The 16928-nt window shown below is 50.0% G+C and carries 21 protein-coding genes; 9 read left to right on the forward strand and 12 right to left on the reverse strand.

Annotated elements, in window-relative coordinates:
- Nucleotides 1-8: 8 nt before the first annotated feature.
- From DU481_RS03510 to DU481_RS03520, 3 genes are all read right to left on the reverse strand, one after another.
- Nucleotides 9-569: a YqgE/AlgH family protein gene (locus tag DU481_RS03510; protein WP_121165895.1), complete on the reverse strand. Its 561-nt coding sequence runs from the start codon at nt 567-569 to the stop codon at nt 9-11.
- 77 nt (nt 570-646) lie between these two features.
- Nucleotides 647-1273: a 2-polyprenyl-3-methyl-6-methoxy-1,4-benzoquinone monooxygenase gene (gene coq7, locus DU481_RS03515; RefSeq protein WP_350132620.1), complete on the reverse strand. Its 627-nt coding sequence runs from the start codon at nt 1271-1273 to the stop codon at nt 647-649.
- An 85-nt stretch (nt 1274-1358) separates the two neighbouring features.
- Nucleotides 1359-2693: a (Fe-S)-binding protein gene (locus tag DU481_RS03520; protein ID WP_350132621.1), complete on the reverse strand. Its 1335-nt coding sequence runs from the start codon at nt 2691-2693 to the stop codon at nt 1359-1361.
- A gap of 130 nt (nt 2694-2823) precedes the next feature.
- Here DU481_RS03520 and rpsP point away from each other — a divergent pair, with 130 nt between their 5' ends.
- Genes rpsP through rplS form a run of 4 tightly spaced genes read left to right on the forward strand, consistent with a single transcriptional unit; the run spans nt 2824 to nt 4825 of the window.
- Nucleotides 2824-3090, forward strand: coding sequence for a 30S ribosomal protein S16 (rpsP, locus tag DU481_RS03525; RefSeq protein ID WP_350132623.1), 267 nt, complete (start codon nt 2824-2826; stop codon nt 3088-3090).
- A 31-nt stretch (nt 3091-3121) separates the two neighbouring features.
- Nucleotides 3122-3625, forward strand: coding sequence for a ribosome maturation factor RimM (gene rimM / locus DU481_RS03530; protein ID WP_350132625.1), 504 nt, complete (start codon nt 3122-3124; stop codon nt 3623-3625).
- Between the two features lie 14 nt (nt 3626-3639).
- Nucleotides 3640-4410, forward strand: a complete 771-nt coding sequence (trmD, locus tag DU481_RS03535; protein ID WP_350132627.1) for a tRNA (guanosine(37)-N1)-methyltransferase TrmD — start codon at nt 3640-3642, stop codon at nt 4408-4410.
- 16 nt (nt 4411-4426) lie between these two features.
- Complete coding sequence (rplS, locus tag DU481_RS03540) at nt 4427-4825, forward strand: 50S ribosomal protein L19 (protein WP_350132629.1); 399 nt, start codon at nt 4427-4429, stop codon at nt 4823-4825.
- Between the two features lie 120 nt (nt 4826-4945).
- On the opposite strand, the gene DU481_RS03545 is transcribed toward rplS, so the two are convergent.
- The 9 genes from DU481_RS03545 to DU481_RS03585 form a co-directional block, all read right to left on the reverse strand.
- Nucleotides 4946-5290, reverse strand: a complete 345-nt coding sequence (locus DU481_RS03545; protein WP_350132631.1) for an arsenate reductase family protein — start codon at nt 5288-5290, stop codon at nt 4946-4948.
- 62 nt (nt 5291-5352) lie between these two features.
- Entirely contained in the window at nt 5353-5868 is a 516-nt protein-coding gene (locus tag DU481_RS03550; protein ID WP_350132633.1) for an invasion associated locus B family protein, read from the reverse strand.
- Nucleotides 5869-5971: 103 nt separating this feature from the next.
- Complete coding sequence (locus tag DU481_RS03555; RefSeq protein ID WP_090315493.1) at nt 5972-6226, reverse strand: DUF2024 family protein; 255 nt, start codon at nt 6224-6226, stop codon at nt 5972-5974.
- A 182-nt stretch (nt 6227-6408) separates the two neighbouring features.
- A complete protein-coding gene (locus DU481_RS03560) occupies nt 6409-7092 on the reverse strand; it encodes an O-methyltransferase (RefSeq protein WP_350132635.1) in 684 nt (227 codons plus the stop codon).
- A 24-nt stretch (nt 7093-7116) separates the two neighbouring features.
- A complete protein-coding gene (locus DU481_RS03565; protein WP_350132637.1) occupies nt 7117-8103 on the reverse strand; it encodes a class I SAM-dependent methyltransferase in 987 nt (328 codons plus the stop codon).
- Nucleotides 8104-9297, reverse strand: a complete 1194-nt coding sequence (locus DU481_RS03570; RefSeq protein WP_350132639.1) for an O-antigen ligase family protein — start codon at nt 9295-9297, stop codon at nt 8104-8106.
- A 161-nt stretch (nt 9298-9458) separates the two neighbouring features.
- Nucleotides 9459-10481, reverse strand: coding sequence for a glycosyltransferase family 2 protein (locus DU481_RS03575; RefSeq protein ID WP_350132641.1), 1023 nt, complete (start codon nt 10479-10481; stop codon nt 9459-9461).
- Nucleotides 10482-10509: 28 nt separating this feature from the next.
- Nucleotides 10510-11277, reverse strand: a complete 768-nt coding sequence (locus tag DU481_RS03580; protein ID WP_350132643.1) for an FkbM family methyltransferase — start codon at nt 11275-11277, stop codon at nt 10510-10512.
- 62 nt (nt 11278-11339) lie between these two features.
- Entirely contained in the window at nt 11340-12605 is a 1266-nt protein-coding gene (locus DU481_RS03585) for a hypothetical protein (protein WP_350132645.1), read from the reverse strand.
- 281 nt (nt 12606-12886) lie between these two features.
- Here DU481_RS03585 and DU481_RS03590 point away from each other — a divergent pair, with 281 nt between their 5' ends.
- The 5 genes from DU481_RS03590 to DU481_RS03610 are packed head-to-tail and all read left to right on the forward strand — an operon-like array spanning nt 12887 to nt 16928.
- The gene (locus DU481_RS03590; RefSeq protein ID WP_350132647.1) at nt 12887-13636 is read left to right on the forward strand and encodes a 3-deoxy-manno-octulosonate cytidylyltransferase; all 750 of its coding nucleotides are present in this window, start codon (nt 12887-12889) and stop codon (nt 13634-13636) included.
- Nucleotides 13637-13644: 8 nt separating this feature from the next.
- Entirely contained in the window at nt 13645-14415 is a 771-nt protein-coding gene (locus tag DU481_RS03595; protein WP_350132649.1) for an HpcH/HpaI aldolase family protein, read from the forward strand.
- Nucleotides 14412-15350: a phosphoglycerate dehydrogenase gene (locus DU481_RS03600; protein WP_350132651.1), complete on the forward strand. Its 939-nt coding sequence runs from the start codon at nt 14412-14414 to the stop codon at nt 15348-15350. Before DU481_RS03595 ends, DU481_RS03600 begins: the two co-directional genes overlap by 4 nt.
- 4 nt (nt 15351-15354) lie before the next feature.
- Nucleotides 15355-16284, forward strand: coding sequence for an NAD-dependent epimerase/dehydratase family protein (locus tag DU481_RS03605; protein ID WP_350132653.1), 930 nt, complete (start codon nt 15355-15357; stop codon nt 16282-16284).
- Between the two features lie 2 nt (nt 16285-16286).
- On the forward strand, nt 16287-16928 hold the full coding sequence (locus DU481_RS03610; RefSeq protein WP_350132655.1) for an HAD family hydrolase: 642 nt from the start codon (nt 16287-16289) through the stop codon (nt 16926-16928).

A 16928-nucleotide genomic window follows, 5' to 3' on the forward strand; every position in this document is an offset into this window, starting at 1 on the left:
ACTAAAATTTAGGCATGCCCGACTTCATTGGAGAGATTGGCATCCTGAATCCCCAACAGCTGCATCGCAGCCGGTAGCCTCTCTTCTGTTGGCATATCGAATATCACGTTCGTTGATGCAGGCACGGTCAACCAGGCATTCTGCGCCAACTCATGCTCGATTTGCCCTGCAGCCCAGCCTGCATAACCCATCGCGATCAAGACTTGATCGGGCCCCTCGGCATTGGCGATTGCTTTTAAAATATCCAATGAGGTAGTTAATCCCACTTCCCCATTCACGGCCAGCGTGGATTGCCACTTACCGACCGGTTGATGCAACACGAATCCGCAATCGAGTTGGACCGGCCCGCCAAATAACACAGGCGCCGCGTCCGCGAGAGAATCTGCTGGTGGAATTCCCAATTGTTTAAAAAGGTTGATCAGTGTCAGATCGGTGGGACGGTTGATGACGATACCTAGCGCACCTTGCTCGTTATGTTCACAAATATACGTCAGTGTTTTGGAAAAAACAGAATCTGCCATTGCCGGCATTGCAATTAGAAAATGATGTGTCAGATTAATACTTTTCATTGCGAATGTTTTTTGACCGATGACCTGACTATTCTGATTTCTCTCTTATCCGATATCTTTCCAATGTAATGCCGCGCTCAGACCCAGTATGCGGTATGAGTCATTAATTTCGATCCAAGTTTCATGGTTAACTTCACCGGCAACGGCAATTCTGCGCCACCGTATGACAATGCCATGGTCGCATGACTGGCTTCATCAATTTTCATTTGCGACACGATGGCACGGCTTTTCTCGTCATGATTGGGCAGCAGCTCTAGATGACCGGCCAGATGGGCGCCGACCTGGTGTTCCGTTTCGGCAAGAAAACCCAGATTCCACTTATCCCCCAGCATGCCTGCCACAACACCGATGGCAAAAGATCCGCCGTACCATAGCGGGTTCAGGAAACTCTTATGCCCACCCAGTTCAGCGATACGGCGCTCTGTCCAGGCCAGATGCTCGGTTTCTTCACGCGCGGCCTGCATCAGCGTTTGCTGTACCGTCTCATTGCGTGCTGTCAGCCCCTGCCCCTGATACAACGCTTGCGCGCACACTTCACCGACATGGTTCACCCGCATCAATGCACACGACAATCGTTTTTCCGCATCCGTCATCTCAGCTTCCGGCAGTTCATTGCCAGGCACAGGCCGCAAGGTCTGGGCCGGTGTCGAGAGTGTCCGCAGGGCGCTGTCAAAACCAATGATAAGCTTATCGATAGTAATCATCGTCTTTTACCTCATCCTTGAATAAGAATTGACGCGTCATTATAGGCCGATATGCCCGCATTTAGGTACACTAAAATTTACCCGGTTATAATTCCAACCCCATTTGTCTAGCCAGCAATGTAACCGGATGCAACACTTCGACATGAATTCCTTTTTCATACAATCCATTGGCCAGATGCATCGCGCAACCGATATTCGAAGTCACCAAGTACTGAGCCTTGCTTTCCTTCACCGTAGTTATCTTGTTTTGCAGCAACATATCCGCAATTTCGGGCTGATCGATGAAATAAGTACCCGCAGCACCGCAGCATTGGTCATTACCAGCCAAGGACACCGCTTCCGCGCCAGGTATCCGGGCAATCAATTGATAAGGATATGCCTGCTCACGCAATACATGCCTCAAACTGCACGGCTCGTGCACCAGAATTTTTTGCGCCAATGACGCAAGGCCAATACTCTCCCACCCCTTTACTGCCATCAGAAACTGGCTGATATCCATAACTTTGCCCTGCTCACCGGCAACGCCGGACTCCAGCAATTGCACACCGCAACCCGATGCGGTACTGATCACCGCATCAAATTCAGCAAAAGCCGTTTTATTCCGCCCCACCAGCGCATTGGCTTGCTCCAGCGCGCCGCTATGCTGATAGATAGCACCACAGCACGTTTGATCGCGCGGAATATGGACTGTGTAACCCAAGCGATTCAATACATAAATACTCGAATTTAAGGTAGCTACATCGGTCACACGCGCCACACACCCCAAAAATAATGCGACTTCACCACGTTTCTCACCCTGCGCGGGATAAACCGGCCGCCAAGTGCCGTTATTGCTTGCAGTATTTTCTCCATCCGCAGGCGTTGTATAGGGAAACTTAACTACAGGAAGCTGAGCAATGAATTTAAATATTCGATTTTTTTCGATCAAACCTAATTTCCGCAACCCGCGCAACCATTCTCGTTTCTGCAGGAAATGCAGCAATCGGCGCAACCGGTCCAAACGCGCAGGCTGGGTCAGCAATAGCCGTTCCAGTGCAATGCGCCAGCTTGATTTCCGGGCGGCTGCTGCAGATTTTGATTGATCCGCAATCAAGGCACGCGTTTCATCGATTAAACGTCCATAGGAAACACTATTCGGACAAACCGCTTCGCAAGCCCGGCACGTCAAACAACGATCCATATGCTGAATAAATCGCGCATTCAAAGCAATCCGCCCATTCGCAACACCATTCATTAAAGCGATACGCCCACGCGGAGAATCCGCTTCTGATTTCAACACACGATAAGTAGGACAATGCGGCAAACATAAACCGCATGAAACGCACTGGTTTGATTCATCGATAATCAAGTTCTTGGAAAACTTTGAGAGCAATTTATAATCCCGCTTCAGAAATACTGTAATTGGACATAGTATCCGCACTTACTTTAATAGCATCATAGTAATTCATGGCTATTTTAGCACTTGTCAGAATCGCAAGAATTACTGTAAAATTAAATGTTAATTAAATTCAAGCTTCATACTTTTAGACTGACAGGTTTATAGGAAAAACATGGTTATAATTAGATTGGCAAGGGGTGGTGCAAAAAAACGTCCGTTTTTTAATATGGTAGTGGCTAATTCCCGCTACGCACGTGACGGTCGGTTTATCGAACGTGTAGGCTTTTATAATCCGCGAGCCGCTGGGAAAGAAGAAGCATTGCGCGTTCAATTAGATCGCGTTGCTTATTGGCAATCTCAAGGTGCGCAGTTATCGTCAACGGCAACCCGGTTAATCAAACAGTTTTCCACCAGCAAAGTCGCATCAGCAAATAGCTAAAATAAGCGAACAAAATACACCGATGGTGATAATGGGCCATATTATCGGCCCATTTGGCGTTTATGGCTGGGTAAAAGTTAATCCGTATACAGAATACATCGATGGATTAATGCAATATCCAGTATGGTGGTTAAGTAAAGATAACAAAGACTGGCAGAAAGTGCATGTTGTTTCCGGCCGTATGAATGGCAGCATCCTGAATGCAAAATTCGCCGAATATACCGATCGCACACAAGCCTTCGCATTAAACGGAATGCAGATAGCAGTTCCGCGCGACCAGCTTCCTGATTTATCAGAAAATGGAATGGATGGTTATTATTGGTCGGATTTGATTGGCACTACGGTGCAAAATCTAGCGGGTGAAGAATTAGGTAAGATTGTTGGCTTACTTGAGACGGGCGCAAATGATGTTTTGTGCATACAAAATGGGAGCGAGGATAAAAAAGAAATTCTTATCCCCTTTGTTGATCAGTTCATCATCAAAGTTGATTTAAAGCTTTCTCGAGTTATTGTAGATTGGGGCAAAGACGATTAAGGTAATAATAAGCGATGCCTTTTGAATGCGATGTTATTACGCTATTTCCGGAAATGTTTAATGCCATCACGCACTATGGCATAACAGGAAAAGCGAACAAGAATAATATCTTTCGACTCAACACATGGAATCCGCGCGACTTTACCAGCAATAATTATCGTACTGTCGATGATAGTCCGTACGGGGGTGGCCCCGGAATGGTCATGATGGCTCAACCGTTGGAAGATGCCATCATACAAGCCAGAGCGAGACAGCATGCTGCCGGGATTGAAAAACCCACGGTTGCTTATCTAACACCGCAGGGAAAGCGGCTTGACCACCAAATGGTCACGCAACTGAGCAAACTGCCAGGACTTATTTTGCTGTGCGGGCGATATGAAGGCGTGGATGAGCGCTTAATCAATCGTCAAGTTGAAATTGAAATCTCAATTGGCGATTATGTAGTTTCCGGCGGCGAGCTGGCTGCAATGGTGTTAATTGACTGTATAGTGCGGCAAATCCCGGGCGCTCTAGGAGATCCCGAATCTGCAAATCAAGATTCATTTGTGGAGGGATTATTGGATTATCCGCATTACACTCGCCCTGAGGTGTATCAAGGAAATCGTGTACCGGAAATATTGATGTCAGGCAATCATGCCTATATCCGCCGTTGGCGCTTGCAGCAAGCACTCGGCAGAACATGGTTAAAGCGGCCTGATTTATTCGCGTTAAAATTTTCGCATGGCTTGACGCGAGAAGAAGAAAAACTGTTGGAAGAATTTAAACAATCCTGTAAATCCAGGTAGAAAGAGGGGAAATATCATGAACATCATCGAACAATTAGAAGCAGAAGAAATTAAACGCCTGAATAAAGAAATACCTGATTTCTCTCCGGGAGATACCGTCATTGTCAGCGTTAATGTGGTTGAAGGCGATCGTAAACGCGTTCAGGCTTACGAAGGTGTCGTAATAGCCAAACGTAATCGTGGTTTGAATTCAGCGTTCACAGTACGGAAGATTTCAAGCGGAGAAGGTGTTGAACGTACTTTCCAGACCTATTCGCCATTGATAGCGAGCATAGAAATTAAGCGCCGCGGTGACGTTTGCCGTGCAAAACTTTATTACCTCAGAGACCGCGCAGGCAAGTCGGCCCGGATTCGCGAGAAACTGCCCGCGCGTGCTTCTTCTGGTAATAACAAAAACGCAGCAGCCGCAGAGTAAGGCGCAGCACAACAAACATCACAATAAGGATCAGTGCAATGTCAGCACTGATCCTTACTTTTACCTATCAGAAGTACCGCAGATAATACACGCAACAACAGAGAGCAACTACTGTTGATCTTATTTAAGCAGCTCCAATACATTCTCTGGCGGGCGGCATAGTTTGGCTTGGCTACCCCGCACCACGATGGGCCGCTGAATCAGGTCCGGATTTCTAACCATTGCTGCTAGAATTTCATCATCCGACGCTGCACTTAAATCACGCGCTGCGGATTCATCTTTACGGAGAATATCACGCACCGGCAGGTTAAGTTTTTGGATTAACTCGCGCAGCTTATCCGCTGTTAAAGGCACCTCGTAATAATTGACTGACTCGAACTCTTCACCACTCTCTTTGAGCAAAGATAGGGTCGCCCTGCATTTGCTGCAAGTTGGTTTTTGATAAATAACGATCTTGTCATCCATATTTTTTCCCGCCTGCTGGATCGAGATTCTCTAACTACACGATAAGAACGATAAGAATCCGATTATTTCACACCACATTCAGCCGAGATTGCCTTATGCGCGGACGTCGAACCGCCCAATCCGAATGTATCCACGGTTTCTGTTCCACGAGCCGATGCACCTTTAACCACCAGGGAGCTTCCACGTTTGATCGCATCCGTTATTTTATTATCGGTTGCTTGATCGGGAGCCCACGCTGAATCATCCTGAGTAAACAGCTTGAAACTTTGATTGTTAACAGTAACCGTCGCATCACTTCCCGGCTTATAGGGATAACCGGCGATATAGCTGAAAACATTTTTACTCTTCTCTGCAGGGCGATGCGTAATCAACGCAAATACATCGCCACGCTTTGAGTAATTCCCTTCCGATTTTTTCGGCTGGCTCACCATGTAACACACCTTGCTATTGTTCTCCATGAACATATAAGCGGTCCAGTCACCATGCTGGCCGAGCAGTTTCGGTTCTGCGGCTTGCACTGAATTATAGAGTGAAAAAATAACACCAGTCAATATCAATTTTCTACATTTCCGCTTCATTTTGAAAACCTTGAGAAGTATTGTCGATACGATTTTTCAGCGATTGATCAGTATCATGAGTGAAGCATCTTCAATTCCAATGACCAACCATTCGCCAAGATTATTAACAGCCTTCCATCTTGTATATATAAAAACCGTTTTTTGTGATTTCATCAATCACATTTGCAGGAGCGCTCTGGCTATGGCAAAAACTACATTCCCGGCTGGTCACAACTGCATTGTTTTCGCCGATTGACGTCAACCACTGTTTGGCATATTCAACCGCTTTCTGATCATCCTTCACCGCTGTGAACACATCAAAGTGCATGGTATGTCCATCTTGTGCCTTAACATACGTATCGTAAACATGAATTTGCATAAAAATTTATTTCCTTGAAAAAGATAATTTATAGCACTGTGCACATCATAAAAAACATGCCGCATTGCAAACGAAAAGTATATTAACTATACCAATTTATCGATTAAACCGCCATGCCAATTGCATGATCAAGAAATCCACTTCGCACAAGGATTCGCATCGTTCAGAGGCACGCGCGGCTATTATTTCTTCCGGGCAACAATCACACCATCACGGATTGGATTGATAAACGCATCAAAATCCAGATCATTAAAAATCAGCCGGTTATGCTCCATAATCGCTTCCGTCGAACCACGCCCCGTCTCTTGCGAGCCTTGCAACGCAACACGGCCATGCCATAACACATTATCGGCAATATACAGCCCGCCGGAACGTATGCGTTGCTTCGCCATCTGCCAGATTTCCGGATAATAGCCCTTGTCTACATCGTTATAACAAATATCGAATATCCCATCCGTTTGGGCAAAAACATCCTGTGCCAACCCCACGCAAAACTCTATCCGTTGCCATACATCAGCAGCGGAGAGATATTTCTCCGCACGCATGCGATTGTTGGCATCCGCGTCACTGCATATCACACGTCCACCGGCGCCTACCGCTCTGGCAAACCAATACGCCGAATACCCATAACCGCTGCCAAATTCAAATACCCGCTTGGCGTTAATCATTTTCGCCTGCGTTTCAAGAAAAATACCGGCCAAGCGATTAACAATCGGAAAATTTCTCAGCTGCGCAAATTCTTCCATTTCAGCAAGCGCTGGGTGATCGCTGTGCGTAACCAAGGTGCGCATATACGCTTCAACCGCCGGATTAACCGGAATGAATCCGTCTGACTCAGGAATAACCGCTGATTGAATATCGTTCATTGATTCCTCCTTTATGATCGTGAATCAGAACGGAGTTGTTTTCTTTGATGCCATTAATACACACTCTTCACCGGAATTTTTATTAAACAGATAAACCAGACTGGCAGCCACCTGAAACCTGAATCCCCGTATGACATCGCGGATCGTAATGGATTGCTGTCCGATTGCTGCTTCAGCCAATGGCGGACTGCTCTGACCAATGCCATACGCACCGATTGGTGTTGTCCAGCAACGCGGATCGCTGAAACCAGCTTTCAGCGCCAGCTGGTTCAACGTGTGGCTGGTAAATAAATGCAAATGCCTGGGCGGCTCAAGACCACGCCAAGCAGCACCGAACTTACTGTGTCCATAACTCGCGGCGTTCGGCGTCAGCACCACCAGCAAACCATTGTGCTTCAGCAAACGGCGGCAAGTCATTAGCATCGCCACGGGATCGTGCACATGCTCAATGACGTGACTCAGCACCACCACATCATATTCACCGGATTCGATGGTTTCAAGCGGCCCTAAATGCACCGGAATTCCTTTCACGTTCCGCACATGTTCCGCAGCCACCGGATCAATTTCCTGCCCCATCACATCCCAACCCAGCGCGCGCATGCGCGCCAGCCGCTTTCCATTACCGCAACCCACTTCCAGCAATCGTCCCGGCGGTGTTTTGTCCAGATAAACACACTTATAACGCCGCCGTTCACGCCGCAATCCCAGCAAATGAATACTCATGGTATGCAAAATGGCGCGAACGATGCGCGCCCAGCGTGATTGCCGCGCATGATTCGCATGGCCGTGCGTGTAATAATTCCGGTAAGCCTTGCCAATCTCATCCACCGCCGGTCTGGGGTCAAGCCAGATCAGACCGCATTCCGCATTCGTACATTTCCTCAGTGCCCATTCGCCTGGCGCGCCAAACAGCCGGTCGGTCAGACCACGATACAGGACTTCACCTTGTTTGCCGCACGCATAGCAAGTTGAATTTGCTTCGGTGCCAATCTGCTCTGCTGGTATCGTCACTTAAATCCTTTCCGGTTTTTGTTGTTGCCAGCGCATGGCGATCGCAGTGATCACCAGCAATAATACCGGCATTCTGCTGAAAATAAGAAAGGCGTCCGTCAGCCCTGCGAGAAAAACATAACTGACCAAACCAGCTCCCAGCAGACCCAAGCCGATTCTCCGGAATGTCTGATACCAGGCCCAATAAAGAAATAGCAACGCCAGCAGGCCCGCGATACCGATATGCATACCGATCTCAATCCAATCGTTATGGTAATGCGATGTTTTCTGGAATGCCGGTAAATCCTTATAAAGACCGTTTTTGTACGTTTGAATCGTGGTATCGAAATAACGCTCCGGCGTACCCGTGCCATACCCTGTCCACGGACGCTCGGCGATACTGTGCAAGCCGACATCCCACATGGCTAGGCGATACCCCAAACTGGAACTGTAATTGCCCCCCTGCAACAATTCGATATCGCTTTTAACCAGCAGTAATCTCTCTTGAAAGGCGGGGCTACTATAAGCAAAAATCCCGGCGGCTATCGACACAGCGGCAAAAATGCCGAAGAATTTCCGGATATCCAGTTTATAACGCAAGTAAGTTTGCAACACGATGGCCATCAGCGTCGCCAGCAGAAGCACCCGGCCATATTGATGAAATTGCACATAAATTAATGCGATGGCGACAATCCACAAGACGACCGCCAGTGGTACCGAGCGGCTCATGCAAGCCCATCCGACGGACACGATCGCGCCCGCTCCAAGCATTGCCGAAAAACTCAGATAGGACATGTTCAACAGCGCAATGCCCTGCTCGCCTGTTACCTGCCACTGGTACACACCCAGACCCAAAACCAGCAGATAACCCGTGATCAATCCACCGGCTGCCCAGGGCATGCGCTCCTTATTCAACAGTAAATAGAACGGAATTAGCATCAGCAACATAAAGTACTTCACCCATTTCATCTTGCCATGATCGGGTAGCTCGCTCCACAACAACCCAACCAGCAATAGCGTGCACAGCAGCACAATCGCTTGTACCAGAGGCAACCTGTGAGCCTGATGCAACCGGTACAAACCACCATCCATCAGGCAAGCAATAATGAGCAAGGGAAAGGAAAAATAATTCAACTCGCCGCGCCAGAATCCCGCGCAAACGAGAACCAGTGCAAACCGGATGAATATTTCCTGCCGTGTGATGGATGTGTGCATAAAGCCAATCAAGCGATGTTTATAAGCCTTGGTGAAAGTCCCAATAACGTGAAAGTGCCATTACTCCGGATTCTGTTTGACCCTATCGTGTTTGCGCGCCGCTGTGGAGGCAGCAAGTCCGATTGCGAATCCGGCAAGCGCCACGGTGATTCCGATTCAAGCTAATCCGCTTTCCACTCGCGCATTTCCAGCCGATACATCTGAATGAACAGCGCTAATACAATGCGCAGTCCTGCTGGCACCCCCGGCAAAATCCACACGGCGGTGATGCGCTTATCTTCGCGTGACCAGCCACGCAGCATCAGTTTCAGGATGGTTTTAAAGCTCGCTTTACCGTTACGCATTTGCAGGCACGACAGCTGCGGTAATGGCGATGGCGTCAGCCAATGCAACCGCCCGCCTTGCCGCATCACTTGCTCCATCGAATCCGCAATCCGGGATGGCAAGTCAGCCAAAATAGCATTGCCGGAAACGGCCAGCACATTCCGCCGCGCCAGCGGATAACGCGAGAGATACCGTGCACGATTGCGCTGCACCAATTCCCGGTAAGATTTTCCTCGCCCAAACGACGCGCCGGTTTCGTGACGAATCGCCGCATCCGGATGCACGCCCATGCGCCAGCCTTGTTGATCCAAACGGCGTCCCAGATCGGTATCTTCATAATACCCCCTGCCAAATTGCGCATCAAAGCCGCCCATCGTCTGAAAAACAGCACGGCGGATCAAGAAAGCATAGCCTCTGAAGCGATAGGTCAAAATATACCCGCCCGGCTGCCGCGCGTAGCGGCTGGCTTGTGTTTCCTGACTATCGCCTTCCATGGGGCTGATGACCGCCAATTTTGAATCAGCAGCCAGAGCGCCGCACAGCAGCAGCAAGAAATTGTTCGATACTTCGATATCGGAATTAAGCACCAGCACCCAATCGGCATTCGAACGCGCAACCGCTTCGTTGACTGACTTTCCGTATCCCTGGTTCTCAGGCGCATGGTAAATATGAAGCTGCGGATAAGATAGATTGTCGAGCATCGCGCGAGTCTCAGCACCCGATGCATCGTCCTGAATATGAACGGTTCTGATTGACGAACCCAAATGAGTCACGACGGAATCAATACACTGTTTCGTCAATTCCGTTGCATTATAAACAGGAATCACGACATCAATAATCGGTGCGGCAGTTTCATTCATCGCGTTCTGCCTAAGAGATCCTAACGCATCAAATCCGGCCAAAAATCAAATAGCTTTCGCCCCAATTCTTGGACGGTCTTTGTTTCACTTCGAGACCGGCCTGTTTCATGATGGCAATGGCTTTTTCCTGCTCGGTATCCGTGCCCAGTTCTATGATCACGGATTTCAGCGCCGGGTTTGCCAAAACCGCGGATGCCCCTCGCAAAATGGGAATCTCAATGCCATCGACATCGATTTTTATGTAATTCGGTACCGGAAAACCCCATTTCCCGCACAGATCGTCCAACGTCACGCCAAACATTCCTTGGATATGCGTTGCCGGCATTTTCATGTTCTCCAGGTCTTCATGCCCGAACTGCGAGCGGTTCCCGCCGGGAATAAACTTGGGAATATACAATTTGGAAAATTCACTTCGCCCCGATACCGCCACGCAGTATGACAGAATATTTTTCCCCAAGTTATTCAGGTAAATATTCTTATTGAGCGCATAGTAATTATTACTTTGCGGCTCAAAAGCAAACACTTGCACCTTATCGCCGTATTTCTTGGCCGGATATAACGAATATTGCCCGATATTGGCGCCGATATCGAAATAACACGAGCCCGGTTCAAAACTATCCAGCCAATCCAGGGTGTCCGGTTCTTTTTTTGAATAGGTTTTAGCGCGATTGAGTGTACGCAAGTGATCAACCGAAATCAAAATATGCTGATCTCTGACCAGCACATCGGTATAACCGCCTTTCAATTTATAGGCTGCCACAACCAACTCATTCAATATGTCTTTTGCCAGCATCATGATCACACTCTAGGTTAGGTATAAGCCTTGATTATTATTAACAAGACAAGATCTGAAGCAACTTAACCAGCGAGCTGCTCAAGAAGCGACACATAACGGGGTAGCACATTTGCATCCGGATAATCCAGCATTTCTCTTAAAAAACGCTGCCGGTGTTCTTCGACATAAAAAGAATCGCAGCCGTTGTTAAGAAAATAATCTATTTTCTCATACACTTCGTCGCGGCATTTCAGCTCGGTTTCCGGCATGTAATACGCTACTGCCGAACGCGCCGCGATTAAATAATCAGCCGCCAGAACGGGCTTTTTCGCCCGCACGGCTTCAAATACCACGGAAGTCGCCAAGTCGATGATGACATCAGCCCAATTCATCAAATGCACCGAATGGGCATCGTCGCTGGCAACACGGACATTGGGCAATTTTTTGATCGAACTGTCCGTGGTCAGCGACTGCTTCCAGCCGCTGCGGGTATGCGGTTTGATAACCAGCTCTACACCGGGAAACTCTGCGATCATATGAACCACTTCACCGACTTCTTCCCAGAATGTCGTAAAGTTGGCTTTTCTCAGGAACATGACAATCTTAAGGCGGCTGTCTGAACGAATCAGCGGCGAAGGCGGCATCAATCCAGCCAGTATCTTCAGCCATTCTTCACAATAACGCGGCGAGCCCAATACGGCGAGCTGGTTGTCTGTCATAAACGGGCGGAAACGCACGGAACATAACTCATTAGGCACCACCACCTTATCAAATATGGTAGCCGCCGAAAATGTAATATCCGGCTCCACACGTCTTTCACCGCGGCGGATCAATTGGCTGGCGTGCGGGCTATCGCCATGCGGCAAAGAGATCGTGCCCAATCCCTTCTCTTTTGCCATGGCAATCACGACTTCAACCCATTCCACGCAAATTACCGAATTGCGTTCAATCCAATCAAATGCGACAACACCTTTACCTGCATCGCCAAAACACCGGTTCAACAGAAATTCAGCGGTATGCCGCCACAATGGCGCGCGTTGCTTTTCGTCACAGCGCTCGGCCAGTTTTTCCGCCAACTTGCCTATCACCTTGATGCGCCGCACATTGCGCGTCAGCATCAACATTTGCAAGCGCCATTTAATATACACGGTCAGCGGAAACAGCTCTTTCATATGCGCAACGCGCACACCTTGCAGTTGGCTTAAGTATTTAATGCGGAAATCGCGGCGGAATTGGGTGGAACCGATCAGCACCACATCGCATTGATGGCCCAATCCAATCCATTTGTAGATGACTGGCGTGACATGATCGATATCGTTATAGTGGCGAAGAAAAAAGAGGGCTTTCATGACTGTGATACGATGGCAAAAATATTCAGAACTCGCAGCATTTCAAGTACTTTCCCAGTTTAAACAGTAGATTCTGTAAGTGCGCGCCATTTTACTCTGGCGATCTGGCAATTACCAGCAACGAATCCTTCGCATTCTTAAAATTATTGCAACAAGCAACACATCGACAAAATTTAACAATAAATATTGCCCAGAAAAGAGGAAAAACCGGATAATCAGCACATCGCTTCAGACGGTAACTTTTCGTACTCAACCCTTTACAAAACACACAAAACATTTTCATGAAAACAATCGCTGTAATACCGGCCCGCATGGGCTCATCGCGCTTCCCAGGCAAACCCATCGCAAAAATCCTGGGACGCCCGATGATTGAACATATTTACAAACGCGTGGCGATGAGCAAATCGCTCGATGCCACTTACATCGCCACCTGCGACGAGGAAATCCGGCAAATCGCGGAAGGTTTCGGTGCCAAAGTAATCATGACATCCGATACGCACGAACGCGCCAGTGATCGCGTCGCGGAAGCGGTTGTCTATCTGGACGCCGAATTAATCGTCATGGTGCAAGGCGATGAACCGATGACACACCCCGATATGATCGATACCGCCGTAGCGCCTTTCAAAGATGATCCAAAACTGGGCTGCGTCAACCTGGTGCGCAAAATTGACCATGAAGCCGATTACCTCGACGCCAATACCATCAAGGTCGTCATGAATCAGCACAATGACGCGCTGTATATGTCACGCCGCCCGATTCCGACAATCGCCAAAACCGGTTTCGCCAATACAGCCGCTTACAAACAAGTCTGCATCATTCCTTTCCGCCGCAGCACCTTGTATCAATACACGCATTTGACACCGACACCGCTGGAACAGCTGGAATCCATCGACATGCTGCGTCTGCTCGAGCACGGCATGCAAGTCAAGATGGTTCCTACCGAATACAATACCCAGGCGGTGGATACCCCGGAGGATCTGGCGCGCGTCGAGAAACTGATGGCAACAGATCCGTTGCTGTCCCAATACTAGGAACGATCATGTCACTAAAATCAAGATTGAATCGGTCCGAATTGACCATCGGTTCGTGGGTCACGCTAGGGCATCCATCGATTGCCGAAATCATGGCATCCGCCGGATTCGACTGGCTGGTGCTGGATATGGAGCACAGCGTGCTGGAACTCGGCGAAGTACAAACGATTATCCAAGTGCTGGACGCCAAGCAATGCCCGGCCATCGTGCGTCTGACATCGAATCATCCCGATCAGATCAAGCGCGTCATGGATGCTGGCGCAACCGGCATCATGGTGCCGATGATCAAATCCGCCGCCGATGCCAAAGCAGCCGTGGATGGCGTGTATTACCCCCCGCGCGGGCAACGCGGCGTCGGTCTGGCGCGCGCGCAAGGCTACGGTGCAAGTTTCCAGGCTTACCGCCAGTGGCTGGAAGAAAACGCCGTGATCGTCGTGATGATCGAACATGTCGACGCGGTCAAAGCCATTGACGAGATTCTGGCTGTCCCCGGCATCGATGCCTACATCATCGGCCCGTACGATTTATCCGGCTCGATGGGACGCCCTGGCGATCTGAATCACCCGGACGTGCAAGCGGCCATCGCGCAAGTGCTGGAAGCAGGTCGCTGCGCCGGTAAGCCGGGCGGTATTCATGTCATCGAACCCGATCCACAGGCATTGCAGCAACGCATCGCAGCCGGTTTCAATTTCCTCGGCTACGCACTGGATATCCGCATTCTCGATTCTATCTGCCGCACGCATTTACAAAGCATTCACGCCACATTGAAAACATCATGAACTCATTTGTCATTTCCACTTCGTCGTTCGATACCGGCAACAATCCGGCCATTCAGCGCCTGCTGCAACAAGGTTTTCAGGTCATCACCAATCCGCACAAGCGCAAACTCACCGAAGATGAAATCATCGAATTGCTGAGCGGTGGCGCGACCGGCTTGATCGCCGGGATCGAACCGTTGACCGGACGCGTGCTTCAATCCGCCCCGAATCTGAAAGTCATTTCGCGCTGCGGCGCCGGCATGGACAGCGTTGATTTGGCAGCGGCGAAGAATCACGGCATTCAAGTGCTGAACACACCGGAAGCCCCCGCGCAAGCCGTAGCTGAGCTAACGCTCGGTTATATCCTGAGCTTATTGCGGCAAATCGGTACGATCGATCGCGCAGTGCGCAATGGCGAATGGCCGCGCACGCAAGGCCGCCTGCTCGCGGCGCAAACCGTCGGCGTGATCGGCCTGGGGCACATCGGCCGCCGCGTTGCGCGCTTATGCCAGGCGTTTGAAGCCACGGTGATCGCGCACGATCCGTTCGCCACTCAGGTGCCCGGCGGCGTGACATTAGTGCCGCTGGAACAATTGCTGGCAACCGCCGACATCATCACGCTGCACACATCATACAGCGCGGATACGCATCATTTGCTGAATGTCAAGGCATTCGCGGCAATGAAACCCGAGGTCATCGTCATCAACGCCGCACGGGGTGGATTGATCGATGAAAGCGCGCTCGCCGATGCGCTGAAATCCGGCAAGGTGAGCGCTACGGCGCTCGATGTATTCGAGCAGGAACCCTATCAAGGCGCGCTGCTTGAATTCAGCAACATCACCCTGACATCGCATGTCGGATCGCTGGCCCGGGAATCACGCCAGCGCATGGAAATCGAAGCGGCGGAAAATCTAGTGCAGGGTTTAATCAAAGCAGGTCTCATCAACAACGGATAACACTATGGTGAATGAAACGGTTGTGGTATTTGGCGCCAGCGGTTTTTTGGGCAGCCATGTCGCCGATGCATTATCGGCTGCGGGCTACCGGGTACGGTTATTTGACCGCAGCCCATCGCCGTTTCTGAAAAGCAATCAGGAAATGATCATCGGCGACATCATGAATCTCGATCAAGTGATCGAAGCAGCCAAGGGAACTTCCATCGTATACAACTTCGCTGCCATCGCCGACATCGACGAAGCCAACGACAAACCGATCCCGACCGCCACCATCAATGTACTGGGTAATATGCACGCGTTGGAAGCCGCCCGCATCGCCGGTGCGCGCCGTTTTGTCTTCGCCAGCAGCATTTATGTTTATTCCGAATCCGGTTCTTTTTACCGCGCCAGCAAACAGGCCGCGGAACGTTTCACCGAGACTTACCACGAGCGCTACGGCCTGGATTACAGCATTCTGCGCTATGGCTCGCTGTATGGGCGGCGTTCCGACAAACGCAACGGCATCTACCGCATGCTGCACGAAGCCGTCGCGCATCATTCCATCACCTACAAAGGTAGTGGCGACGCGATGCGCGAATATATTCACGTGGAAGATGCGGCGCGCATGAGCGTGCAAATATTGGCACCCGAATTCGCCAACCGGCACATGATCCTAACCGGCCAGGAAAGATTACGCATCAAGGATGTCATGACGATGATCTCGGAAATCCTGCCGTGGCCTGTGGAATTGCATTTTGACGAAGCCAATGCTGTGCACCACTATGAGATTACCCCGTACGCGTTTCAACCGCGCGTCGGCCGCAAGCTGGTACTGAATGAACATGTCGATCTGGGTCAAGGCATCCTCGATTGCCTACGGGAAATTCACCAGGATTTGCATCATAGCGATGAAAACGACGACGCCACACCGTCCACGTCGGACAATCGCGCCTAGCCATGAACAATTTCAACTGGCAAGCGATCATTTTCGACTTCGACGGTGTCGTGGTCGAATCTGGCAAAATCAAAACACAAGCGTTCGCTGAACTGTACCGCGCGTACGGCGACGACATCGTCGCACAAGTGGTGCAATTCCACACACAAAACGGCGGCATGTCGCGCTACCGCAAATTCCGCCATTTCCAGGAGCATTTCCTCAACAAACCGCCATTAACGGAAGCGGAAGAACAACAATTGGACATCCGTTTTTCCGAACTGGTCGTTGAAGCGGTCATCGCTGCCGAACCGGTACCTGGCGCAATCGAGCTGATCCGCCAGCAATCCGGCAGAATCCCATTATTCGTTGCTTCCGGCACACCTGAAGTCGAGCTTAAAGTCATCGTCGAACGCCGCGGCCTCGCACCCTACTTTACTGCCGTACGCGGTGCCCCGGCGCTGAAGAAAACCATCATCGCGGAAATTCTGGCAGCACATGAACTGAAACCCGAATCGGTATTGATGATCGGTGATGCGATGGCAGATTTGGAAGGTGCGCAAGCCAACAACACCGCTTTCCTCGGGCGCGTGTTTCCCGGCGACCCGAATCCGTTCCCGGCGCACATCGAAACCGTGCCGGATCTGCGCAGCCTGGTGCAATAA

The sequence above is a fragment of the Nitrosomonas sp. genome, from assembly GCF_040240425.1.
GTDB lineage: Bacteria > Pseudomonadota > Gammaproteobacteria > Burkholderiales > Nitrosomonadaceae > Nitrosomonas.